Raw genomic sequence first — 22,874 nt, forward strand, 5'->3', positions numbered from 1 at the left:
CAAGGAATGAATATGCGAGCGGATCTGATCATCGTCGGCGCCGGAATGGTCGGCAGCACCCTGGCCCTGGCGCTGGAGCACAGTGGCCTGGACATCCTGATCGTCGACGGTGGCCCGCTGAGCGTATCGCCGTTCGCTGCGCAGGCGCCGTTCGAGCCGCGCGTCAGTGCGCTGTCCATGGCCAGCCAGCGCATCCTCGACCGCCTCGGCGCCTGGCCAGGTATCGCCGCACGGCGCGCCTGTCCCTACGGCGAGATGCGCGTGTGGGACGGCTCCGGTACCGGCAGCATCCACTTCGCCGCCGCCAGCGTGCATGCCGAGACGCTGGGGCACATCGTCGAGAACCGCGTGGTGCAGGACGCCCTGCTCGAACGCCTGCATGACAGCCAGATCGGCCTGCTGCCGGGCGCACGCCTGGAGCAGCTGCGTCGCTCCGGCGACGACTGGCTGCTGACCCTGGAGGGTGGCCGTCAGCTGCGCGCACCACTGCTGGTGGCGGCTGACGGTGGCAACTCCGCGGTGCGCCGCCTGGCCGGCTGCGCCACCCGCGAATGGGATTATCTGCATCACGCCATCGTCACCAGCGTGCGCTGCGAGCGCCCGCACCAGGCCACGGCCTGGCAGCGTTTCACCGACGATGGGCCGCTGGCCTTCCTGCCGCTGGCGGGGCCGGCTGGCGAGCACTGGTGTTCGATCGTCTGGTCCACCGTGCCGGTCGAGGCCGAACGCCTGATGGCGCTTGGCGATGAGGCCTTCTGCGCCGAGCTTGGCAAGGCCTTCGAGCATCGCCTCGGCAAGGTGCTGCATGCCGACCGTCGCCTGTGCATCCCGCTGCGCCAGCGTCATGCCAAACGTTACGTCGAGCCGGGCCTGGCGCTGATCGGCGATGCCGCGCACACCATCCACCCGCTGGCGGGGCAGGGCGTCAATCTCGGTTTTCTCGATGCCGCGGTGCTCGCCGAGGTGCTGCTGCACGCCGTCGAACGCGGCGAGAATCTCGCCGAAGAGCGGGTGCTGAGCCGCTTCGAACGTCGGCGCATGCCGCACAACCTGGCGATGATGGCGGCGATGGAGGGCTTCCAGCGCCTGTTTCAGGCCGACCCGCTGCCACTGCGCCTGCTGCGCAACGTCGGTCTCGATCTGGTCGACGGCCAGGCCGAAGCCAAGGCGCTGTTCGTACGTCAGGCGCTGGGGCTGTCGGGCGACCTGCCGGAGCTGGCGCGGGCCTGACGAGCGGCCCAACTCCGGGTTTCCCGGTGAAAATGCTTTGTAACAACTGGCCATCGCTGCAACGAAGGTTTCGTTGAGAAGGCAAATAACATTCACTACTATTCAGCCACTTTGCTCACCCACAAGAGGCTGGTCCCATGAAGGCTCGCAACGCGCTTCTCGCTGCATTCACTCTCAGCACCCTGGCTACTGCCGTTCAGGCTGCTGACGAAGTGGTGGTCTATTCCGCCCGTATCGACGAGCTGATCAAGCCGGTATTCGATCTCTACACCGAGAAGACCGGGGTCAAGGTGAAGTTCATCACCGACAAGGAAGCCCCGCTGATTGCCCGCCTCAAGGCCGAAGGTGCCAACACCCCGGCTGACCTCCTGATCACCGTCGACGCCGGCAACCTCTGGCAGGCCGAGCAGGAAGGCGTGCTGCAGCCGACCAAATCCGATGTCATCAGCGCCAACATCCCCGCTCAGTATCGCTCCAGCACCGACAGCTGGACTGGCCTGTCGCTGCGCGCGCGGACCATCTTCTACTCCACCGAGCGGGTCAAGCCGGAAGAGCTGTCCACCTACGAAGCCCTGGCCGACAAGAACTGGGAAGGCCGTCTGTGCCTGCGTACCAGCAAGAAGGTCTACAACCAGTCGCTGACCGCCACCCTGATCGAGACCCACGGTGCCGAGAAGACCGAAGAGATCGTCAAGGGTTGGGTCAACAACCTGGCCACCGACGTGTTCCCGGATGACACCGCGCTGCTGCAGGCCATCGATGCCGGTCAGTGCGACGTGGGCATCACCAACACCTACTACTATGGCCGCCTGCACAAGCAGCAGCCGGACCTGAAGGTCAAGCCGTTCTGGCCGAACCAGAATGACCGTGGCGTGCACGTCAACCTGGCCGGTGCCGGCGTGACCAAGCATGCACCGCATGCCGAGCAGGCCAGGAAACTGCTGGAGTGGATGACCACCCCGGAAGCGCAGAGCATCTTCGCCGGCGTCAACCAGGAGTTCCCGGCCAACCCGGCGGTCGCGCCGTCCGAGGAAGTGGCTGCCTGGGGCAACTTCAAGGCTGACTCGGTTGCCACGGAAGTGGCCGGCAAGCGCCAGGCTGAGGCCACCATGCTGATGGATCGCGCCGGTTGGCAGTGAGGCGGCTACAGGCTATAGGCCGCAAGCTCCAAGCCTGAAGCCTGAAGCCTGAAGCCTGAAGCTTGCAGCTTGCAGCCTCTGGCTGTTTTACTTCGACGCCCCGCCTAGCCGGGGCGTCGTCATTTGCGTAGTCGAGGAATCCGCGTGCCGCATCCCGTCCAGCGTCGCTGGTACCCCATCGTCCTTGCCGTTGCCGCCCTGGTACTGATGCCGCTATCGGTTTTGCTGCTGAGCTGGCATGAGGTCGATCAGCAGATCTGGACGCATCTGTGGCAGACGCAGATGACTCGGCTGATCGGCAATACCCTGACCCTGGTGCTTGGCGTCGGCCTCGGCGTGACACTGCTGGGCGTCAGCCTGGCCTGGCTTACCAGTCTCTGCGAGTTCCCCGGTCGGCGCTGGCTGGACTGGGCGCTGATGTTGCCGTTCGCCATTCCCGCCTACGTGCTGGCGTTCGTCTTCGTCGGCCTGCTGGATTTCGCCGGGCCGGTGCAGACGCTGCTGCGCGAATGGTTCGGCAGCGGTTTTCGTTTGCCCCGCGTGCGCTCCACCGGCGGCGTCATCATCGTTCTGGTACTGGTGTTCTACCCCTATGTCTACCTGCTTGCGCGCGGCGCCTTCCTGGCCCAGGGCAAGGGACTGATGGAGGCGGCGCGGGCGCTCGGGCAAAGCCCGTGGCAGGCCTTCTGGCGCGTGGCACTGCCGATGGCGCGCCCGGCGATCGGGGCCGGCCTGGCGCTGGCGATCATGGAAACCCTGGCCGACTTCGGCGCGGTATCGGTGTTCAATTTCGATACCTTCACCACCGCGATCTACAAGACCTGGTACAGCTTCTACAGCCTGACCAGCGCGACCCAGCTGGCCAGCCTGTTGCTGCTGGCCGTGGCCCTGGTGCTCTACGGCGAACGTCGCGCCCGCGGCGCCGCACGCCCGGCCAACGAACGCCCGCGCGGCAAGGCGCTGTACCACCTGCACGGCTGGAAAGCCTTCGCTGCCAGCGCCTGGTGCGGCCTGGTGTTCGCCTGTGCCTTCGTCATCCCGCTGCTGCAACTGCTGGTGTGGTTCTGGCAGCGCGGCCGCTTCGACCTCGACGAGCGCTATGCCGGGCTGATCCTGCATACCCTGTACCTGGGCGGCATGGCGGCGCTGATCACCGTCAGCGTGGCCATGCTGCTGGCCTTCGCCAGGCGTCAGGCGCCGACTCGTGGCATGCGTATCGGCGTGGCGCTGGGCAACCTGGGTTATGCCCTGCCTGGCTCGGTGCTGGCGGTGGCGATCATGCTGGCGTTCAGCTTCCTCGATCGCGAGCTGGTGATTCCGCTGTCCTCGGCCCTGGGGGGCGCCGGCAAGCCCTTGTTGCTGGGCAGCCTGGCGGCGCTGCTGGTGGCCTACCTGATCCGCTTCATGGCGGTGGCGTTCGGGCCGCTGGAAACCAGCCTGGCGCGAATCCGCCCGTCGCTGCCGGAGGCTTCGCGCAGCCTGGGCGTTGGCGGCTTTGGCCTGTTCTTCAGGGTCTACCTGCCGCTGCTGCTGCCGGGCACCCTCTCTGCCGCGTTGCTGGTGTTCGTCGATGTGCTCAAGGAAATGCCGGCGACCCTGCTGATGCGCCCCTTCGGCTGGGACACGTTGTCGGTACGCGTATTCGAGATGACCAGCGAGGGCGAATGGGCGCGTGCTTCGCTGCCGGCGCTGACCCTGGTGCTGGTCGGCCTGCTGCCGGTGATCCTGCTGATCCGTCGCTCGGCGCGGCGGGTCGGCTGAGCGCACGGTGACCCAGCCAGGCTGTAGGGCGGGTGCAACCCGCCAGTGTTGGGGCATGGCGGGTTGCACCCGCCCTACGACCTGAAGCCAGGATGACCCTCCGGGCGCATGCGGCTACAATGCGCGCCATTCGCGAGCCGGGGCAGCCCGGCAAGATTCATCTAGAAGCTATCCGACGACTGCATGGATGCAGGCGGTAGGGCGAAGCACGGAGCTTGAGCCGATGCCGCGCTGCAAGACGCAGGCAATGGCAACGCAGGTAGCTTCTAAGGGTCTGAATCGCCAAGCCCGGAAGGAGATTTACCCATGGGACAGCGTACCCCCCTTTATGACCTGCACCTGGCGCTGGGGGCCAAGATGGTGGACTTCGGCGGCTGGGACATGCCGCTGCATTACGGTTCGCAAGTCGAGGAGCATCATCAGGTGCGCCGCGACTGTGGCGTGTTCGACGTCTCGCACATGTGCGTGGTGGACGTTGCCGGCAGCCAGGCCAAGGCCTTTCTGCAACGCCTGCTGGCCAACGATGTGGCGCGCCTGGAAGGTCCCGGCAAGGCGCTGTACAGCGCCATGCTCAACGAGCAGGGCGGGGTGATCGACGATCTGATCGTCTACCTAACCGGCTCTTCTTCCCAGGAGCAGGGTTACCGCCTGGTGGTCAATGCCGGCACCCGCGACAAGGACCTGGCCTGGATGCACGCCCAGGCCGGCGACTTCGACGTGCAACTGCGCGAGCGGCGCGACCTGGCCATGCTCGCCATCCAGGGGCCGAAGGCGCGTGCGCGCGTCGCCGAGCTGCTGACCCAGGCGCGTGCGGCGCTGATCCACGAACTCAAGCCGTTCCAGGGCCTGGCCGAGGGCGACTGGTTCATCGCGCGCACTGGTTATACCGGCGAAGATGGCCTGGAGATCGTGCTGCCGGTGACCGAGGTGGTGCCCTTTCTCAACGACCTGGTGGGCGCCGGTATCTCGCCCATCGGCCTTGGCGCCCGTGACACCTTGCGCCTGGAGGCCGGCATGAACCTCTATGGCCAGGACATGGACGAGCAGGTCAGTCCGCTGGCCGCCAACATGGCCTGGACCATCGCCTGGGAGCCCGCCGCCCGTGACTTCATCGGCCGCGCGGCGCTGGAGGCGCAGCGTGCAGCCGGTTGCCCGAGCAAGCTGGTTGGCCTGGTACTGGAAGAGCGCGGTGTGCTGCGCGCACACCAGGTCGTACGGGTCGAGGGCATCGGCGAGGGTGAGATCACCAGTGGCAGCTTCTCGCCGACGCTGAACAAATCCATCGCGCTGGCGCGGGTGCCGGCCGTGACCGGGGATCGTGCCGAAGTGGAGATCCGCGGCAAGTGGTACCCGGTGCGGGTGGTGAGGCCGGGTTTCGTGCGTAATGGCAAAACCCTTATCTGAATCATCAGGTCGCGGCGCTGGCTTTCCCTCCTGCCGCGGCCTGCTAAATTGTCCTGACGGCCCGCTTGCCGTCATCGCTTACGAGGAAAGACACATGAGCAATATCCCCGCCGATCTGCGTTATGCCGCCAGCCACGAGTGGGCGCGCCTGGAGGCCGACGGCAGTGTGACCGTGGGCATTTCCGACCACGCCCAGGAAGCCCTCGGCGACGTGGTGTTCATCGAGCTGCCGGAAGTCGGCAAGCAGCTGGGCGCCGGCCAGGAAGCTGGTGTGGTGGAGTCGGTCAAGGCTGCCTCCGACATCTACGCCCCGGTGGGCGGCGAAGTGATCGCGATCAACGAGGCGCTGGTCGACAGCCCCGAGAGCGTCAACAGCGATCCGTATGGCAGTTGGTTCTTCAAGCTCAAGCCGAGCGATGCCAGCGAGCTGGACAAGCTGCTGGACGCGGCTGCCTATGCGGCTGCCGCTGACGCCGACGCCTGATTCATCTGGCTTCGACCCGGAAACCCGCCAAGGCGGGTTTCTGCATTTCTGGGCTCCGCTAATGAATTCGCATGTAGGGCGTCAGTGGTAGCCCGTATGTAACCCTGGGAGTGACGATACCCCATGTGGGAGGCGCTTCAGCGGCGAGCTCTCGTCGCGGCTAAAGCCCCTCCCACGATTTGTACCGTGCATGCATCGGTTGATGCAGGTAGGCGCGCTCTTGTAGGCCCGTTCAATCCCTAATGCTGTTCACTTAAGAAATGGTCGAGCTTGATCAGTCCCCTCGCCCTCCGGGGAGAGGGTTAGGGCGGGCCGCGTTCGGAGAGGGGGGAAACTGGCAGTTTTGCGGTGTCTTCTGCCCTCTCCCCCAGCCCCTCTCCCATAAGTGGGAGAGGGGAGCCACACGCGTGCAGCCTTAAGTGAACAGCATTATGTTCAATCCCCTCTTTAACCGCTGGTCAGCATGGGTAGCACCTTCACTCAATACAATATATAAAAATACATATTGTATTGAGTGAAGGTGTGCCGTGGCTGAGTCCATCGATATCCAGCAATTGCGTGCCAATGCCGATGCTGCCGGGCAGTTGCTCAAGGCGTTGGCCAATCCGGATCGCCTGCTGCTGCTGTGTCAGCTGTCGCAGGGCGAGCGCAATGTCAGCGAGCTGGAGGCATTGCTCGGCATTCAGCAGCCGACGCTGTCGCAACAACTGGCCGTGCTGCGCCGTGAAGGGCTGGTGGAGACCCGCCGCGACGGCAAGCAGATCTTCTATCGCATCAGCAGCCCGGCGGCGCTGGCGGTGATCGAGACGCTCTACCGCCTGTTCTGCGAGGGCCGGCAATGAGTATCGACTGGGCCGGCTTCACGCCCTGGAGCGCCCTGGCCGGCGGTGCCCTGATTGGCCTGGCGGCCGCCCTGTTTGCCCTGGTCAATGGTCGCGTGGCCGGCATCAGTGGGCTGCTCGGCAGTCTGCTGCAGCATCAGGGCGAAGGGCGAGGTGAAAAGCTGGCCTTTCTGCTTGGCCTGTTGCTGGCGCCGGGGCTCTGGGCGATGTTCGCCGCGTTGCCGCCGGTTCACTTCGACACCGGCAGCCTCGGCCTGATCTTGGCCGGCCTGCTGGTGGGCATCGGCACGCGCTACGGCTCCGGCTGCACCAGCGGTCATGGCGTATGCGGCATCTCGCGCCTGTCGCCGCGCTCGCTGGTGGCCACCCTGTGCTTCATGGTCATGGGTTTCGCCACGGTGTTTGTCCTGCGTCATCTGCTCGGGGGCTGAACATGCCCAGACTCAGCGCATTCATCGCCGGGCTGCTGTTCGGCCTCGGTCTGCTGCTGGCAGGCATGGCCGATCCGGCCAAGGTGCTGGCCTTTCTCGATCTGGCGGGTGACTGGGACCCATCGCTGGCACTGGTGATGGCCGGCGCCATTGGCGCGGCTGCGTTACCGCTGAATCTGGCGCAGCGGCGTACCAAGGCGTTGCTCGGCGGCGCCATGCAGTTGCCGAACCGGCGCGATCTGGATGCCCGACTGGTCGGCGGTAGCCTGCTGTTCGGGGTTGGCTGGGGCATCGCCGGCATCTGCCCGGGGCCGGCGCTGGCCATTCTGTTGACCGGGCACTGGCAGGCGGCGTTGTTCGTTGCCGCGATGCTCGCCGGCATGCTGATCTTTACCGCGCTGGAGGGCCGGCGCGGGCGTTGACCTGGAGAACCTCGATGAAAGCCAATGTTGGAACGCTCGACCGTAGCCTGCGCATTGCCGCGGGTCTGATTCTCATCGCCCTCAGCCTCGCCGGCGTGATCGGTCTGTGGGGCTGGATTGGCGTGGTGCCGCTGGCGACCGGTGTCTTCCGTTTCTGCCCGGCCTATCCCTTGCTGGGTATCAATACCTGCAAAGTGAAATGAAGCCTGTGCCTCGATGCAGCTGAACGAAAAACGCCCGGCATCTGCCGGGCGTTTTCATGCTGCTGCGGTGAGAAGCCGTCAGGCACCGTGCGGCGCCGGTTGCTGCTGGGTGATGCAGTGGATATTGCCACCGCCGAGCAGAATCTCGCGGCCGGGCACCATCACCACGCGATGCTCGGGGAAAATACGCTCAAGGATGGCGCGGGCCTCCGCGTCCTTCGGGTCATCGAAGCTCGGCGCGACGATGCCGCCGTTGACGATCAGGAAGTTGACGTAGGAGCCGGCCAGGCGCACTGCAGGGCTGCGCTCCTGGCTGCCTTCGGCGGCGTCGACACCGGCGCATTCCTCTTCGCTGGCGTGGATCGGGCCGGGGATCGGCATCTTGTGCACGATCAACTGGCGGCCCTTGGCGTCACGTACGCTCTCCAGCACGCGCATGGCGGCCTGGCAGCGCGGGTAGTTGGGATCGTTCTGATCATCGGTCCAGGCCAGCAGCACCTCGCCCGGGCGCACGTAGCAGCAGAAGTTGTCGACGTGGCCGTCGGTCTCGTCGTTGTACAGGCCGTCGGGCAGCCAGATCACCCTGTCGATGGCCAGGTGCTCGCGCAGCACGGCCTCGATCTCTTCACGCGACAGGTGCGGGTTGCGGTTCCTGTTCAACAGGCATTCTTCGGTGGTGATCAGGGTGCCTTCGCCGTCGACGTGGATAGAGCCGCCTTCGAGGACGAAGCCCTCGGTGCGATAGCGCTTGCAGCCTTCGATCTCGAGGATCTTGCGCGCCACCTGATCGTCGCGCTGCCACGGCCAGTACAGGCCGCCGTCGAAGCCGCCCCAGGCGTTGAAGGTCCAGTCCACGCCGCGCACCTCACCGCTGTCGTTGATCACGAAGGTCGGCCCGGTGTCACGCACCCAGGCATCGTCGGTGGTGATTTCCACCAGGCGGATGTTGTCGTCGTCCAGGCGGGCGCGGGCATTTTCGTACTGCGCGGCGGAGACGCAGACGGTCACCGGCTCGAACTGGGCGATGGCCTTGGCCACGGCGGTGAAGGCCGCCTGCGCCGGCTTGCCGCCGTTGCGCCAGTTGTCCGGACGCTCGGGCCAGACCATCCAGGTCTGGCTGTGCGGCGCCCATTCGGCGGGCATATGGAAACCGTCGGCGCGTGGTGTGGTAGTCAGGGTGGTCATGTCTCGGTTCCGTAGGGTGCGCCATGCGCACCGGCAAAGTGTCTGGAGGGCTAGGTGCGCACAGCGCACCCTAGGGGATCGACGGCGTTTCACCATCGAGCGTGGAAAGTGGCCAGTATAGGTTCGGCCGGCGGTCGCGGAACACACCCCAGGCGGTGCGCACCTTCTCCAGCTCGGTCAGATCGAAGCGGTGCACCAGCACGCCTTCCTCGCTCTGGCCCAGCTCCTCGACCTTCTCGCCGAACTGGTTGGCGATGAACGAGCTGCCGTAGAAGGTGATGTCGTAGCCGTCCTGTTCTTCGCGGCCGATACGGTTGCTGGCCACCAGCGGCATCAGGTTGGCGCCCGCGTGGCCCTGCTGTACGCGCTGCCAGTGCTCACGCGAGCTGATGGTCGGGTCATGCGGTTCGCTGCCGATGGCGGTGGGGTAGAAGAGGATTTCCGCGCCCATCAGCGCCATGCTGCGCGCGCATTCGGGGAACCACTGATCCCAGCAGATGCCGACACCGATCCTGGCGTAGGCGGTATCCCAGACCTTGAAGCCGGTATCGCCGGGGTTGAAGTAATACTTCTCGTGGTAGCCGGGGCCATCGGGGATATGGCTTTTCCGATAAATCCCGAGGTTGCTGCCGTCGGCATCGATGATGGCGATGCTGTTGAAACGGGCGCGGCCGGCACGCTCGAAGAAGCTGATCGGCAGTACCACCTTGAGCTCGGCGGCGACTTTGCGAAAGTGCAGGATCGCCGGGTTCTCCTCTGCCGTGGTGGCCAGCTGGGTGTAGTCGGCATTGGGCTTCTGGCAGAAGTAGGGCGTCTCGAACAACTCCTGAATCAGGATGATCTGCGCGCCCTGGGCGGCTGCCTGGCGTACCAGCCTTTCGGCGTTGGCGATATTCGCGGCGGTATCCCAGGAGCAGGCCATCTGGGTCGCAGCGACGGTAACGATACGGGACATAAAGCACCTCGTAGACTGGAAAGCGGTCGTCCGAGGCAGTCGGCGACCTGTGACGGGGCCGTGGCGGGTGGATCGACCATGGCGGATAGTCGATTTATATCCGATAAAAATCGGATTTAAAAGACTGAAAAGGCGTAGGGAGGGAAAAATCTCAGATTTTTATCGGATAAAAATCCGGGCGTGAGTCGTAAGGAGGCACGCGCCTAGGCCGTGCGTAATCGCAGACGCTCTGACAATGGGGAGGTTGGTGCGCACGGCGCACCCTACGTAAGCGGCGTGGCTCGTTTCGGCAGGGCGGCCGGCAGGTAGAGGCCCAGGTAGGCATCGAACACGCGCATGCCTTCCTCGGCCAGGCGCGGGGTGATTTCGCCGTGCAATTGCACCGAGCGCGCGTAGACGCGATCGCCCAGCGACATGGCCAGGCTGAATACGTCGATATCCGTCGGCAATTGCGGCAGGGGGAAATGGCGGTCGAACAGTGCGCGCATCAGGCGTCCCAGCTCCAGGTCGTGCTGGTGATCGGCCTGGGTGACTTCCGCCAGGCCGTGCTGGGCCAGGATCAGCTGGCGCGCGGCGGCGTCGGCGGCGTAGATCGCCAGCATGCGCTGCTCGATCAGGCGCGACAGGTCGTGCCAGCTGCGCAGGGCCGCATGGTCGACCGCTTCCAGCAGGCTGGCGCGGAAGGCCGCGTGCACGTCGGCGGTCAGCCCCTCGAGCAGGGCGGGCACGCTGGCGAAGAAGTGATACACCGAAGAGGGGGGAATGCCCGCACGCTCGGCCACCGTGTAGATCGACAGGTTGGCCATGCCCTGCTCGGCCAGCAGTTCGCGCGCGGCCGCCAGGATCACGGCGATACGGGCCTGGCTGCTGGCGCGCGGCTTGCGGGTGCTGGCGGGGCGCGACATGGTGAGCTCCTCGGTGGACGAGGCGCTATTGGACGTCAGGCGGTGTCGGCGAGGCAAGCCTCGCCGCGGTCATCAGCCGCCGTCGCGAAAGCGCTGCCAGACCTGGCTGCGCACCTGGGCGTGCTTTTCCGACAGCACCTCCAGCGGATACAGACGGCGCTTGGTGTCCTGATCCGGATAAAGGCCCGGTTGCTGCAGCAGGGCGTCGTCGATGAACGGCATGGAGTCGGCGTTGCCGTTGGGGTAGAGGGTTTCGGCGGTGATCCGGGCGATTACCTGCGGCTGCATCAGGTAATCGATGAAGCGGTGGGCGAGGTCCGGGCGGGCGGCGCTGGTCGGGATCACCAGGTTGTCGATGAACAGCACCGAGCCTTCGCCGGGCACCACGAAGCGCACCGGCTGGCCGGCCTGCGCCGCGGCCAGGGCGTCGCCGACCCAGGCCATGGCCAGGCACAGGCGGCCGTTGCTGAGGTCGTCGATGTAGCGCTCGCTGTCGACGTAGCGCAGGTGCGGACGCAGGGCTTCGAGCACGCTGCCGGCACGCTCGACGCGGCTCGGTGCGCTGCGCGCCAGGCTGCGGCCCTGGTAGTTCAGCAGCAGCGACAGGGTTTCATCCGGTGCATCCAGCACGCTGATGCCGCAACTGGCCAGACGTGCGCTCTGCCCGGCATCGAACAGCAGGCTCCAGCTTTCGGGCAGCGGCCCGCCGTAGGCGGCTTCGGCCCGAGGGATGTTGATCGCCAGGCCGACTGCGCCCCACAGGTAGGGGATGGCGTAGCTGTTCTGCGGATCGACGGCGGCCAGTTTGCTCAGCAGCTGTTTGTCCAGATGCTGGCGGTTGGGCAGCCTGGCCATGTCCAGGGGCTGGATGCGTGCGGCGCCGATCAGCGCCGGTAGTTCATTGTTCGACGGCACCGCGACGTCGATGGCCTCGCCGCTGTTCAACGCGGCGTTGAGCTCTTCGGCGCTGGCGAAGGTGTGGTACTCCACCGCGATGCCGGTGTCGCGGGTGAAGTCGTCCAGCACCTGCGGCGCGATGTAGTCGTTCCAGTTGTAGACCCGGATGCTGTCGGCAGCCTGAGCCAGGCCGCAGGCCAGGCCGAGCAGGACGGCGGCAAGTGCGCGTTGCATGAGTAGCTCCCCGTTGATGAAGGCAACAGTATCCGGCGGCCCTGGTCGCCGGAGGTTGATTCACGTCAGCGGAGTCGCCGTGCGGCGAACCGCTGTTCCCGACGCGAGGCGCCGGAGCTTTCGGTTGGCAGTTGGCAGGCAAAAAGAAGCCGGCTCTGCGGCCGGCTTTCTCGGTGTCACACGGTATGCAGGTACCAGTTGTATTCGAGGTCGGAGATGGTGGTCTCGAACTCCTGCAGTTCGGCTTCCTTGCAGGCGACGAAGATGTCGATGTATTTCGGATCGATGTACTTGTTCAGCACTTCGCTGTCGTCCAGCTCGCGCAGAGCGTCGCGCAGGTTGTTCGGCAGGCTGGGTTCGAGCTGCTCGTAGGCGTTGCCCTCGATCGGCTCGCCCGGCTCGATCTGGTTGGTCAGGCCGTGGTGAATACCGGCGAGGATCGACGCCAGCATCAGGTAAGGGTTGGCATCGGCACCGGCCACGCGGTGTTCGATGCGCACGGCGTCCGGGCTGCCGGTCGGCACGCGCACGGCCACGGTGCGGTTGTCCAGTGCCCAGCTCGGCGCGTTGGGTACGTAGAACTGCGCACCGAAGCGGCGGTAGGAGTTGACGTTGGGGCAGAGGAAGGCCATCGAAGCTGCCATGGTGTCGAGGATCCCGCCGACGGCGTGGCGCAACGAGGTGTTCTGCAGCGGGTCTTCGGCAGCGAAGATGTTCTTGCCGGTCTTCTTGTCCAGCAGCGAGATGTGCACGTGCAGGCCGTTGCCCGCCTGGCCCGGGTAGGGCTTGGCCATGAAGGTGGAATCCATCTCATGGTCGTAGGCGATGTTCTTGATCAGGCGCTTGAGCAGCAGGGCATAGTCGCAGGCCTTGATGGCGTCTTCGACGTGATGCAGGTTGACCTCGAACTGCGCCGGAGCACTTTCCTTGACGATGGCGTCGGCCGGGATGTCCTGCTCCTTGGCGGCTTCGAGCATGTCCTGCAGGCAGTCGACGTACTCGTCGAGGTCGTCGATCAGATAGACCTGGGTGGAGTGCGGCCGCTTGCCGGAGATCGGCGAGCGCGGCGGCTGCGGCCGGCCGTTCACGTTCTCCTGATCGATCAGGTAGAACTCCAGTTCGAAGGCTGCGCAGATACGCAGGCCCAGTTCGTCGAACTTCTGCACCACCTGGCGCAACACCTCGCGCGGGTCGGCGAAGAAAGGCGTGCCGTCCAGCTCGTGCATGGTCATCAGCAGTTGTGCGGTCGGGCGCTTCTGCCAGGGTTCGTTGCACAGGGTATTGGGGATGGGGAAGCAGATACGGTCGGCGTCGCCGATGTCCAGGCCAAGGCCGGTGCTCTCGACGGTGGAGCCGTTGATGTCGAGGGCGAAAAGCGAGGCAGGCAGGTTGATGCCTTTCTCGTACACCTTGTGCAGGGCGTTCCGGTCGATGCGCTTGCCGCGCACCACACCATTCATATCTGCAATAAGAAGGTCGACGAACTGGACCTCGGGATGTTCCTTGAGGAACGCGTTCGCTTCGTTAAGCTGAACGGCACGCGGGGGTACCGACATGATGCAACACCTTTTTGTTAAATATATCAATCATGCGACTGCATGGGTGTGAGTCAATCCGAAACGCACTTTACTGTCAAGCAGGCCACATGGTGCCCTGTAGTGGGGCATGATGGCCATTTTTGGGGCGTTCCAAGGCCTTTCAAAGGGGGCCAAACGCCGATCCTTCAGGGTGCTCAGTGGGGTGTGTTCAATTTTTTACAGGGCTATTGTGTAAAAAAATGAACAAGGCTAAGCTCCGTTCAAACCCATAACAGCAATAATACGGGTGTCTCATGTTTTGCCTGCCGGCCATCGGCGTCAGCGCCTGTGCCAGGATCCTCGGTCACGCTACCCCTTCGCTCGTCAACGCGGCGCGTGCGCGCTTCAGGCGGGAGCGAGTGGCCATCAACATGACCGTCGCAATGCGGCACTCTCCTTTCTCTGCGGCTGCCACGCCGCGCGACCTGCCCGTCGGGCAGGCGTTTCGCCCTTTATCTACCCTGCACGATAGCGTACGCAGCCGTACGGCGCTGCCTGGCACGCGTCCTGCCAGGTACGAGATGCGCGCTGACTTCGCCAGGCTCGTGCCATGCCGCGAGATAGACAGCTTGGTGTGCGAAGGTCAGGGCAAGCGATTTAATTTCGGTGGAGTGAAATGCGAGGTACCGGAGGTGCCGCACCCCTAGTAGCATCCACACGAATATCTCGCCTTCTTCCAGGCCTTTGGTGAGGCTTGCAGGGAGAGGGCGGGGCAACGCTGAGCCCACTGCAATCCAGGCGGGTTCTACAACCCTGAGGTCTCTATGAGTACCAAGCTAGACCAGCTCACGAGCTGGCTGAAAGAACGCAAAATCACCGAAGTCGAATGCCTGATCAGCGACCTGACCGGCATTGCCCGCGGCAAGATCTCGCCGACCAACAAGTTCCTCGACGAGAAGGGCATGCGCCTCCCCGAGAGCGTGCTGCTGCAGACCGTGACCGGCGACTACGTCGAGGACGACATCTATTACGACCTGCTGGACGAGGCGGACATCGACATGTTCTGCCGTCCGGACGCCAACGCTGTATTCGTCGTGCCCTGGGCCATCGAGCCCACCGCCATGGTGATCCACGACACCTTCGACAAACAGGGCAACCCCATCGAGCTGTCGCCGCGCAACATCCTCAAGAAGGTGCTGCAGATGTATGCCGACAAGGGCTGGAAGCCCATCGTCGCGCCGGAGATGGAGTTCTACCTGACCAAGCGCAACAGCGACCCGGACTTCCCGCTGGTCGCCCCGGTGGGCCGCTCCGGTCGCCCGGAAACCGGTCGCCAGAGCTTCTCCATCGACGCGGCGAACGAGTTCGACCCGCTGTTCGAGGACATGTACGACTGGTGCGAACTGCAAGGCCTGGATCTGGACACCCTGATCCACGAGGAAGGCCCGGCGCAGATGGAAATCAACTTCCGCCATGGCGATGCGCTGCACCTGGCCGACCAGATTCTGGTGTTCAAGCGCACCATGCGCGAGGCGGCGCTCAAGCACGATGTGGCCGCCACCTTCATGGCCAAGCCGATCACCGACGAGCCGGGCAGCGCCATGCACATCCACCAGAGCGTGGTGGACATCAAGACCGGCAAGAACATCTTCTCCAACGACGACGGGACGATGAGCGAGCTGTTCCTCAATCACATCGGCGGCCTGCAGAAGTACATCCCCGAGCTGCTGCCGCTGTTCGCGCCCAACGTCAACTCGTTCCGCCGCTTCCTGCCCGATACCTCGGCGCCGGTGAACGTGGAGTGGGGCGAGGAGAACCGCACCGTCGGCCTGCGTGTGCCCGAGGCGACCCCGCAGAACCGCCGTGTGGAAAACCGTCTGGCGGGCGCCGACGCCAACCCCTACCTGGTGCTGGCGGCGACCCTGCTGTGCGGCTACATGGGCATGGTTGGCGGGGTCAAACCCAGTGCGCCGGTCAAGGGGCGTGGCTACGAGCGACGCAACCTGCGCCTGCCGGTGACCATCGAGAGCGCCCTGGAGCGCATGGAAGCCTGCAAGGACGCCGAGAAATTCCTCGGCGAGAAGTTCATCCGTGGCTATGTCGCGGTCAAGCGTGCCGAGCATGAGAACTTCAAGCGGGTGATCAGCTCCTGGGAGCGCGAGTTCCTGTTGTTGTCGGTGTAGTTCCGGCGCAGCTGTAGGGTGGGCTTCAGCCCACCATTGCAGGCCGACTCGGTGGGCTGAAGCGGATCGCCGCCCGGCCCACCCTACAGTGCCGCGAGCCGGCAGGGCCAACAAATAAGGTGTGGTAATGAGTAAGCAAGCGAACAACCCCAAGACCTCGCAGTGGCAGGCCCTGAGCCAGGCCCACCACCTGGCGCCGTTCAGTGACTACAGGCAGCTGGCCGAGAAGGGCCCGCGCATCATCACTGAAGCCAAGGGCGTGCACCTGTGGGACAGCGAGGGCAACAAGATCCTCGATGGCATGGCCGGCCTGTGGTGCGTGGCGGTCGGCTACGGCCGCGAGGAACTGGTCGAAGCGGCAGCCCAGCAGATGCGTCAGCTGCCGTTCTACAACACCTTCTTCCAGACCGCCCACCCGCCGGTGCTGGAGCTGGCCCACGCCATCTCCCAGCTGGCGCCGGCCGGCATGAACCATGTGTTCTTCACCGGTTCGGGCTCCGAGGGTAACGACACCATGCTGCGCCTGGTACGCCACTACTGGGCGTGCAAGGGGATGCCTGCCAAGAAGATCATCATCGGCCGCGACAACGGCTACCACGGCTCCACCGTGGCCGGCGCCAGTCTCGGCGGCATGAAGTTCATGCACGAGCAGGGCGATCTGCCGATCCCCGGTATCGCTCATATCCCGCAGCCCTACTGGTTCGGTGAGGGCGGCGAGCAGTCGCCGGAGGAATTCGGCATCTGGGCTGCCGACCAGCTGGAGCAGAAGATTCTCGAGCTGGGCGAAGAGAACGTGGCCGCCTTTATCGCCGAGCCGATCCAGGGCGCCGGTGGCGTGATCATCCCACCGGAGACCTACTGGCCGCGGATCAAGGAGATCCTGGCCAAGTACGACATCCTGTTCGTCGCCGACGAGGTGATCTGCGGTTTTGGCCGTACCGGCGAGTGGTTCGGCAGCCAGTACTACGACCTCAAGCCGGACCTGATGACCATCGCCAAGGGCCTCACCAGCGGCTACGTGCCCATGGGCGGGCTGATTGTCAGCGACAAGGTTTTTGACGTTATCGAGGCGCACGGCGACTTCAACCACGGCTTCACCTACTCCGGCCACCCGGTGGCGGCGGCGGTGGGCCTGGAGAACCTGCGCATTCTCAAGGATGAGGGCATCGTCGAGCGGGTGAAAGCAGAAACGGCACCGTATTTGCAGCAACGCCTGCGCGAACTGGCGGATCATCCGCTGGTGGGCGAGGTGCGTGGCCTGGGCATGCTCGGCGCCATCGAGCTGGTGCAGGACAAGGCCACGCGCAAGCGTTACCCGAGTGACCGGGCGGTGGGCATGATCTGCCGCGGCCATTGCTTCAACAACGGCCTGATCATGCGCGCCGTGGGCGACACCATGATCATTGCTCCGCCACTGGTGATCAGCCGGGCGGAAATCGACGAACTGGTGGAAAAAGCACGCAAGTGCCTGGATCTGACCCTGCGTGACCTGTAGGTCTGAAAGCCCCGCAGTCACGGAAAGTTGTCAGCGGTGCCATGACCTTGCCAGACTGCGCCAGAGTGTGCGAGCCGGGCTGATTCGAACGGCTTGCGCGTCCTCTGGATTACCGACACAACAACAGGAGCTGTACGCATGAAAACATTCGGCAAGACCCTTCTCGCGTTGTCCCTGACCGCGGCCGTGGCAGGCGCTGCTCAGGCTGACAGCAAGGTGCTGCATGTCTACAACTGGAGCGACTACATCGCCGAAGACACCCTGGCCAACTTCGAGAAGGAAACCGGCATCAAGGTCGTCTACGACGTCTTCGACAGCAACGAAGTGCTGGAAGCCAAGTTGCTCGCCGGCAGCTCCGGTTACGACGTGGTGGTACCGTCCAACCCCTTCCTGGCCAAGCAGATCAAGGCGGGCGTGTTCCAGAAGCTGGACAAGTCCAAGCTGCCGAACTGGTCGAACCTGGACAAGGACCTGCTGCATGCGCTGGAGCCGAGCGACCCGGGCAACCAGTACTCGATTCCCTACATGTGGGGCACCATCGGCATCGGCTACAACGTCGAGAAGGTCAAGGCCGTACTCGGCGAAGACGCGCCGGTCGATTCCTGGGATCTGGTGTTCAAGCCGGAAAACATGGAGAAGCTGAAGTCCTGCGGCGTTTCCTTCCTCGACTCGCCGACCGAGATCCTCCCGGCCGCCCTGCACTACCTGGGCTACGCCCCGGACAGCAGCAAGGCTGACGAGCTGAAGAAGGCCGAGGAGCTGTTCCTCTCCATCCGTCCTTCGGTGGCCTACTTCCACAGCTCCAAGTACATCTCCGACCTGGCCAACGGCAACATCTGCGTCGCCATCGGCTACTCGGGCGACATCTACCAGAGCAAGGCGCGCGCCGAGGAAGCCAAGAACGGCGTGGAAGTCGGCTACAACATTCCTAAAGAGGGCGCAGGCTCCTTCTTCGACATGCTGGCCGTGCCGGCCGACGCCAAGAACGTCGAGGCTGCCCACGTGTTCCTCAACTATCTGATGGAGCCGGCGGTAATGGCCAACATCACCAACTACGTGCAGTTCCCCAACGGCAACGCCGCCGCCACGCCGCTGGTGGATGAGGCCCTGCGCACCGACCCGGGCGTGTACCCGACGCCGGAAGTGCTGAAGAAGATCTACACCTTCCCGGACCTGGCTCCGGCGGTGCAGCGCAACATGACCCGCAGCTGGACCAAGATCAAGTCCGGTCGCTGATCGCAGCAGCGCTACTACCCTGGCGGGCATGCCCGCCAGGTTTCTCAGTGACACTTTACAGGGCCACGACGGCCATCGATGTGCGCGTGTTCAGGCCGAGAGCCTTGGGGTGGTAACGGTGCGGCTTGATCTGGCAGTCGCTGATTCCCAACGCGTTTTCCTATAAAGTGCCGCGCTTTTTTCAGGCGGCGCACCAAAGCGAGGATGAAACTGTGCGAGTAACCCTGCCCAAGACTCTGATCGCCCTGGCAGCCGCTACCCTGAGTGGAGCCGCCCTGGCTCAGCAGACGGTGCACATCTACAACTGGAGCGACTACATCGGCGAACAGACGCTCGCCAGGTTCGAGGCGAAAACCGGCATCAAGCCGATCTACGACGTCTTCGACTCCAACGAAACCCTCGAAGGCAAGCTGCTCGCCGGCCGCAGCGGCTACGACGTGGTAGTGCCTTCCAACCATTTTCTCGGCAAGCAGATTCGCGCCGGCGCCTTCCAGCCGCTCGACCGTAGCAAGCTGCCGAACTGGAGCAATCTGGACCCGGCGCTGCTCAAGCAGTTGGAAACCAACGACCCCGGCAACCAGTACGCCGTGCCCTACCTGTGGGGCACCAACGGCATCGGCTACAACGTCGAGAAGGTCAAGGCCGTGCTCGGCGTCGAGGAGATCGACTCCTGGGCCGTGCTGTTCGAGGCGGAGAACATCAAGAAGCTCAGCCAGTGCGGCGTCGCCTTCCTCGATTCGGGCGACGAGATGATCCCGGCCATGCTCAACTACCTCGGTCTCGACCCCAACAGCACCAACCCCGACGACTACGCCAAGGCCGAAGCCAAGCTGCTGGAAGTGCGTCCCTACGTCACCTACTTCCACAGCTCCAAGTACATCGGCGATCTGGCCAACGGCAACATCTGCGTGGCGGCCGGTTTCTCCGGCGACATCCTGCAGGCCGCCGACCGCGCCGAAGAGGCCGGCAAAGGCATCGAAATCGCCTACGCCATTCCCAAGGAAGGCGCCAACCTCTGGTTCGACATGATGGCCATTCCCGCCGATGCCGCCAATGCCGAGCAGGCGCATGCCTTCATCAACTTCCTCCTCGATCCCGAAGTGATCGCCGAAGTCAGTGACTACGTCGGCTATGCCAACCCCAATACCAGGGCGGACGAGTTCATGGACGAGGAAGTACGCAACGACCCGTCCGTCTACCCGCCACAAGCGGTGCTGGACAAGCTGTACGTCTCTGCCGAGCTGCCAGTTCGCGTGCAGCGCCTGATGACTCGCACCTGGACCAAGGTCAAGTCGGGTCAGTAATCGTTCCTGCCCGGCCACCGGGGTCGGGCACAATCTTCCGGGAGTTTTCCGATAATGGCTGTTGCCTCCAGCGCCTACAAAAAAGCCCTCGAGGGAGATCAGACACCGAAAGAGGTGCTGGTCAAGATCGATCGGGTGACCAAGAAGTTCGACGAGACCGTGGCGGTCGACGACGTCTCGCTGACCATCAACAAGGGCGAAATCTTCGCCCTGCTCGGTGGCTCCGGCTCCGGCAAGTCCACGTTGCTGCGCATGCTCGCCGGCTTCGAGCGGCCCACCTCCGGGCGCATCATCCTCGATGGCGTGGACATCACCGACATGCCGCCCTACCAGCGGCCGATCAACATGATGTTCCAGTCCTATGCGCTGTTCCCGCACATGACCGTGGCGCAGAACATCGCCTTCGGCCTGCAGCAGGACAAGCTGCCCAAGGCCGAGATCGAAGAGCGCGTGGCCGAGATGCTCAAGCTGGTGCACATGACCCAGTACGCCAAGCGCAAGCCGCACCAGCTTTCCGGCGGTCAGCGCCAGCGCGTGGCCCTGGCCCGCTCCCTGGCCAAGCGGCCCAAGCTGCTGCTGCTCGACGAGCCGATGGGCGCGCTGGACAAGAAGCTGCGTTCGCAAATGCAACTGGAGCTGGTGGAGATTATCGAGCGCGTCGGCGTGACCTGCGTGATGGTCACCCACGATCAGGAAGAGGCCATGACCATGGCCCAGCGCATCGCCATCATGCACCTGGGCTGGATCGCCCAGACCGGCAGCCCGGTGGACATCTACGAAACCCCGACCAGCCGCCTGGTGTGCGAATTCATCGGCAGCGTCAACCTGTTCGACGGCCAGATCGTCAGCGACGAGGCCGATCACGCGATCATCGATTGCCCGCACCTGGACAAGCCGATCTACATCGGCCACGGCGTCAGTACCCGCGCCGAGAACAAGTCCGTCAGCTACGCGCTACGCCCCGAGAAGCTGCTGATGGCCACCGCGCTGCCGGATGACCACGAGCACCCCGAGTACAACTGGAGCCATGGTCATGTGCATGATATCGCCTACCTCGGCGGCCACTCGGTGTACCACGTCAAGCTGACCTCCGGGCAGATCGTGCAGTGCTTCATCGCCAACGCCGAGCGCCGCGGCAAGCGCCCGACCTGGGACGATCCGGTGGTGGTGTACTGGGAAGACGACAGCGGCGTGGTACTGCAATCATGAAATTGAGCAAACTGACGCGTCATCTGCCCGGAGGACGGCATGTCGTGATCGGCATTCCGTTCCTCTGGCTGTTCATGTTCTTCCTGCTGCCCTTCGTCATCGTGCTGAAGATCAGCTTCGCCGAAGCCGACGTGGCCATTCCGCCGTACACGGAAATCTACCAGTGGGCGGACAACAAGCTGACCCTGCTGCTGAACTTCGGCAACTACATCTTCCTCACCGAGGATGCCCTGTACCTGTCTGCCTACCTGGGCTCGCTGCAGGTCGCCTTCTTCAGCACACTGCTGTGTCTGGTGATCGGCTACCCGATGGCCTATGCCATCGCCCGGGCGCCGAAATCGCAGCAGACCGTGCTGCTGCTGCTGATCATGATGCCGACCTGGACCGCGATCCTGATCCGCGTCTATGCCTGGATGGGCATCCTCGGCAACAACGGCCTGCTCAACAGCCTGCTGCTGGGCATCGGCCTGATCGACTCGCCGCTGCAGATCCTCAACACCAACACCGCGGTCTACATCGGCGTGGTCTATTCGTACCTGCCGTTCATGATCCTGCCGCTCTACGCCAACCTGGTGAAGCACGACCCGAGCCTGCTGGAGGCCGCCTCCGACCTGGGCTCGAGCAACTTCAACAACTTCTGGCGGATCACCGTGCCGCTGTCGAAGAACGGCATCATCGCCGGCTCCATGCTGGTGTTCATCCCGGTGGTGGGTGAGTTCGTCATCCCCGAACTGCTCGGTGGTCCGGAGACCCTGATGATCGGCAAGGTGCTGTGGCAGGAATTCTTCAACAACCGCGACTGGCCGGTGGCGTCCGCTCTGGCCGTGGTGATGCTGGCGATCCTGATCGTGCCCATCATCCTGTTCAACCGTAACCAAGCGAAAGAGCTGGAGGGCCGCCCATGAAGCGTTTCAGTTTCTCCAGCATCATGCTCTGGGCGGGGCTGGTGTTCATCTACCTGCCCATGGTCATTCTGGTCATCTACTCGTTCAACGCCTCGCGGCTGGTGACGGTCTGGGGTGGCTGGTCGGTGAAGTGGTACGTCGGCCTGCTGGACAACACCCAGCTGATGAATTCGGTGATGCGCTCGCTGGAAATCGCCTGCTACACCGCCATCGCGGCGGTGGCGCTGGGCACCCTGGCGGCCTTCGTGCTGACCCGCATCACCCGCTTCAAGGGCCGTACCCTGTTCGGTGGCCTGGTCACCGCCCCGCTGGTGATGCCGGAAGTGATCACCGGCCTGTCGCTGCTGCTGCTGTTCGTGCTGATGGCGCAGCTGATCGGCTGGCCGATGCAGCGTGGCATGACCACCATCTGGATCGCCCACACCACCTTCTGCTCGGCCTACGTGGCAGTGGTGGTGTCGTCGCGCCTGCGTGAGCTGGACATGTCCATCGAGGAAGCCGCCATGGATCTGGGGGCGCGGCCGTGGAAGGTGTTCTTCCTGATCACCGTGCCGATGATCGCGCCATCGCTGGCAGCGGGCGCCATGATGTCCTTCGCCCTGTCGCTGGACGACCTGGTGCTGGCCAGCTTCGTCTCCGGTCCGGGCTCGACCACCCTGCCGATGGAGATCTTCTCCGCCGTGCGCCTGGGGGTTAAGCCGGAGATCAACGCGGTGGCCAGCCTGATCCTGCTGGCGGTGTCGTTCGCCACCTTCCTGGCCTGGTTCTTCGCCCATCGCGCCGAGGAAAAACGCAAGAAGGCCATGCAGCAGGCCATGGACGAGACCGCCAATCCGTCCTGGCAGCAGGTCATCGACAGCCGCCGCGGTGCCAGCGGCAACTGAGCATCAAGCTGAAAGCAGAACGGGCCCCGCGGGGCCCGTTTTTCATGGT

General features: G+C 64.3%; 21 protein-coding genes. 16 read left to right on the forward strand and 5 right to left on the reverse strand.

The features are described 5' to 3' along the window. The first annotated feature begins 12 nt into the window (after nt 1-12). From BLS61_RS08825 to BLS61_RS08865, 9 genes are all read left to right on the forward strand, one after another. Complete coding sequence (locus BLS61_RS08825; protein WP_090429944.1) at nt 13-1,230, forward strand: 2-octaprenyl-3-methyl-6-methoxy-1,4-benzoquinol hydroxylase; 1,218 nt, start codon at nt 13-15, stop codon at nt 1,228-1,230. A 137-nt stretch (nt 1,231-1,367) separates the two neighbouring features. Next, nucleotides 1,368-2,369 carry an extracellular solute-binding protein gene (locus tag BLS61_RS08830; protein WP_090429947.1) on the forward strand — a complete coding sequence of 334 codons (1,002 nt, stop codon included), beginning with the start codon at nt 1,368-1,370 and terminating at the stop codon, nt 2,367-2,369. 144 nt (nt 2,370-2,513) lie between these two features. Further along, complete coding sequence (locus tag BLS61_RS08835) at nt 2,514-4,130, forward strand: ABC transporter permease (RefSeq protein ID WP_090429949.1); 1,617 nt, start codon at nt 2,514-2,516, stop codon at nt 4,128-4,130. A gap of 306 nt (nt 4,131-4,436) precedes the next feature. Further along, nucleotides 4,437-5,534, forward strand: coding sequence for a glycine cleavage system aminomethyltransferase GcvT (gcvT, locus tag BLS61_RS08840; RefSeq protein ID WP_090429951.1), 1,098 nt, complete (start codon nt 4,437-4,439; stop codon nt 5,532-5,534). Between the two features lie 94 nt (nt 5,535-5,628). Next, a complete protein-coding gene (gene gcvH / locus BLS61_RS08845) occupies nt 5,629-6,018 on the forward strand; it encodes a glycine cleavage system protein GcvH (RefSeq protein WP_090429954.1) in 390 nt (129 codons plus the stop codon). 527 nt (nt 6,019-6,545) lie between these two features. Next, nucleotides 6,546-6,860, forward strand: coding sequence for an ArsR/SmtB family transcription factor (locus BLS61_RS08850; RefSeq protein ID WP_090429956.1), 315 nt, complete (start codon nt 6,546-6,548; stop codon nt 6,858-6,860). Continuing rightward, nucleotides 6,857-7,291 carry a YeeE/YedE family protein gene (locus tag BLS61_RS08855; protein ID WP_090429958.1) on the forward strand — a complete coding sequence of 145 codons (435 nt, stop codon included), beginning with the start codon at nt 6,857-6,859 and terminating at the stop codon, nt 7,289-7,291. Before BLS61_RS08850 ends, BLS61_RS08855 begins: the two co-directional genes overlap by 4 nt. Nucleotides 7,292-7,293: 2 nt before the next feature. Next, nucleotides 7,294-7,713 carry a DUF6691 family protein gene (locus tag BLS61_RS08860; RefSeq protein ID WP_090429960.1) on the forward strand — a complete coding sequence of 140 codons (420 nt, stop codon included), beginning with the start codon at nt 7,294-7,296 and terminating at the stop codon, nt 7,711-7,713. Nucleotides 7,714-7,727: 14 nt separating this feature from the next. Continuing rightward, complete coding sequence (locus tag BLS61_RS08865) at nt 7,728-7,916, forward strand: YgaP family membrane protein (RefSeq protein WP_004373268.1); 189 nt, start codon at nt 7,728-7,730, stop codon at nt 7,914-7,916. Between the two features lie 78 nt (nt 7,917-7,994). Here the strand turns inward: BLS61_RS08865 and aguA are convergent, their stop codons facing one another. The 5 genes from aguA to BLS61_RS08890 form a co-directional block, all read right to left on the reverse strand. Beyond that, entirely contained in the window at nt 7,995-9,101 is a 1,107-nt protein-coding gene (gene aguA, locus BLS61_RS08870) for an agmatine deiminase (RefSeq protein WP_090429962.1), read from the reverse strand. Between the two features lie 70 nt (nt 9,102-9,171). Next, complete coding sequence (gene aguB, locus BLS61_RS08875) at nt 9,172-10,056, reverse strand: N-carbamoylputrescine amidase (protein WP_090429964.1); 885 nt, start codon at nt 10,054-10,056, stop codon at nt 9,172-9,174. 263 nt (nt 10,057-10,319) lie between these two features. After that, nucleotides 10,320-10,961 (reverse strand): TetR/AcrR family transcriptional regulator, encoded by a 642-nt coding sequence (locus BLS61_RS08880; protein WP_090429966.1) that lies wholly within the window; start codon nt 10,959-10,961, stop codon nt 10,320-10,322. Nucleotides 10,962-11,033: 72 nt separating this feature from the next. Continuing rightward, a complete protein-coding gene (locus BLS61_RS08885; protein WP_090429968.1) occupies nt 11,034-12,092 on the reverse strand; it encodes a polyamine ABC transporter substrate-binding protein in 1,059 nt (352 codons plus the stop codon). Between the two features lie 176 nt (nt 12,093-12,268). Beyond that, a complete protein-coding gene (locus tag BLS61_RS08890; protein ID WP_090429970.1) occupies nt 12,269-13,648 on the reverse strand; it encodes a glutamine synthetase family protein in 1,380 nt (459 codons plus the stop codon). 785 nt (nt 13,649-14,433) lie between these two features. On the opposite strand from BLS61_RS08890, the gene BLS61_RS08900 reads away from it, so the two are divergent. From BLS61_RS08900 to BLS61_RS08930, 7 genes are all read left to right on the forward strand, one after another. Beyond that, on the forward strand, nt 14,434-15,792 hold the full coding sequence (locus BLS61_RS08900) for a glutamine synthetase family protein (RefSeq protein ID WP_090429975.1): 1,359 nt from the start codon (nt 14,434-14,436) through the stop codon (nt 15,790-15,792). 127 nt (nt 15,793-15,919) lie between these two features. Continuing rightward, the gene (locus BLS61_RS08905) at nt 15,920-17,287 is read left to right on the forward strand and encodes an aspartate aminotransferase family protein (RefSeq protein WP_090429977.1); all 1,368 of its coding nucleotides are present in this window, start codon (nt 15,920-15,922) and stop codon (nt 17,285-17,287) included. Between the two features lie 138 nt (nt 17,288-17,425). Next, nucleotides 17,426-18,523, forward strand: a complete 1,098-nt coding sequence (locus tag BLS61_RS08910) for a polyamine ABC transporter substrate-binding protein (RefSeq protein WP_090429979.1) — start codon at nt 17,426-17,428, stop codon at nt 18,521-18,523. A gap of 212 nt (nt 18,524-18,735) precedes the next feature. Further along, nucleotides 18,736-19,827, forward strand: a complete 1,092-nt coding sequence (locus BLS61_RS08915; protein WP_090430402.1) for a polyamine ABC transporter substrate-binding protein — start codon at nt 18,736-18,738, stop codon at nt 19,825-19,827. A gap of 54 nt (nt 19,828-19,881) precedes the next feature. Further along, a complete protein-coding gene (potA, locus tag BLS61_RS08920; RefSeq protein WP_090429981.1) occupies nt 19,882-21,036 on the forward strand; it encodes a polyamine ABC transporter ATP-binding protein in 1,155 nt (384 codons plus the stop codon). Next, on the forward strand, nt 21,033-21,941 hold the full coding sequence (locus tag BLS61_RS08925) for an ABC transporter permease subunit (protein ID WP_394328139.1): 909 nt from the start codon (nt 21,033-21,035) through the stop codon (nt 21,939-21,941). The genes potA and BLS61_RS08925 overlap by 4 nt, the downstream gene beginning before the upstream one ends. Continuing rightward, nucleotides 21,938-22,825 (forward strand): ABC transporter permease subunit, encoded by an 888-nt coding sequence (locus BLS61_RS08930; protein WP_090429983.1) that lies wholly within the window; start codon nt 21,938-21,940, stop codon nt 22,823-22,825. The genes BLS61_RS08925 and BLS61_RS08930 overlap by 4 nt, the downstream gene beginning before the upstream one ends. Nucleotides 22,826-22,874 lie beyond the last annotated feature (49 nt).

This window comes from Ectopseudomonas guguanensis (assembly GCF_900104265.1).
Classification (GTDB): domain Bacteria; phylum Pseudomonadota; class Gammaproteobacteria; order Pseudomonadales; family Pseudomonadaceae; genus Aquipseudomonas; species Aquipseudomonas guguanensis.

Bases quoted from the DNA above. Each gene is read 5' to 3' on its own strand.
- BLS61_RS08910 (WP_090429979.1), top strand. From the start codon at position 17,426: ATGAAAACATTCGGCAAGACCCTTCTCGCGTTGTCCCTGACCGCGGCC.
- BLS61_RS08865 (WP_004373268.1), top strand. From the start codon at position 7,728: ATGAAAGCCAATGTTGGAACGCTCGACCGTAGCCTGCGCATTGCCGCG.
- BLS61_RS08930 (WP_090429983.1), top strand. From the start codon at position 21,938: ATGAAGCGTTTCAGTTTCTCCAGCATCATGCTCTGGGCGGGGCTGGTG.
- BLS61_RS08885 (WP_090429968.1), bottom strand. From the start codon at position 12,092: ATGCAACGCGCACTTGCCGCCGTCCTGCTCGGCCTGGCCTGCGGCCTG.
- BLS61_RS08880 (WP_090429966.1), bottom strand. From the start codon at position 10,961: ATGTCGCGCCCCGCCAGCACCCGCAAGCCGCGCGCCAGCAGCCAGGCC.
- gcvT (WP_090429951.1), top strand. From the start codon at position 4,437: ATGGGACAGCGTACCCCCCTTTATGACCTGCACCTGGCGCTGGGGGCC.
- BLS61_RS08925 (WP_394328139.1), top strand. From the start codon at position 21,033: ATGAAATTGAGCAAACTGACGCGTCATCTGCCCGGAGGACGGCATGTC.
- BLS61_RS08825 (WP_090429944.1), top strand. From the start codon at position 13: ATGCGAGCGGATCTGATCATCGTCGGCGCCGGAATGGTCGGCAGCACC.
- potA (WP_090429981.1), top strand. From the start codon at position 19,882: ATGGCTGTTGCCTCCAGCGCCTACAAAAAAGCCCTCGAGGGAGATCAG.
- BLS61_RS08890 (WP_090429970.1), bottom strand. From the start codon at position 13,648: ATGTCGGTACCCCCGCGTGCCGTTCAGCTTAACGAAGCGAACGCGTTC.
- BLS61_RS08905 (WP_090429977.1), top strand. From the start codon at position 15,920: ATGAGTAAGCAAGCGAACAACCCCAAGACCTCGCAGTGGCAGGCCCTG.
- BLS61_RS08860 (WP_090429960.1), top strand. From the start codon at position 7,294: ATGCCCAGACTCAGCGCATTCATCGCCGGGCTGCTGTTCGGCCTCGGT.
- BLS61_RS08900 (WP_090429975.1), top strand. From the start codon at position 14,434: ATGAGTACCAAGCTAGACCAGCTCACGAGCTGGCTGAAAGAACGCAAA.
- aguB (WP_090429964.1), bottom strand. From the start codon at position 10,056: ATGTCCCGTATCGTTACCGTCGCTGCGACCCAGATGGCCTGCTCCTGG.
- aguA (WP_090429962.1), bottom strand. From the start codon at position 9,101: ATGACCACCCTGACTACCACACCACGCGCCGACGGTTTCCATATGCCC.
- BLS61_RS08855 (WP_090429958.1), top strand. From the start codon at position 6,857: ATGAGTATCGACTGGGCCGGCTTCACGCCCTGGAGCGCCCTGGCCGGC.
- gcvH (WP_090429954.1), top strand. From the start codon at position 5,629: ATGAGCAATATCCCCGCCGATCTGCGTTATGCCGCCAGCCACGAGTGG.
- BLS61_RS08830 (WP_090429947.1), top strand. From the start codon at position 1,368: ATGAAGGCTCGCAACGCGCTTCTCGCTGCATTCACTCTCAGCACCCTG.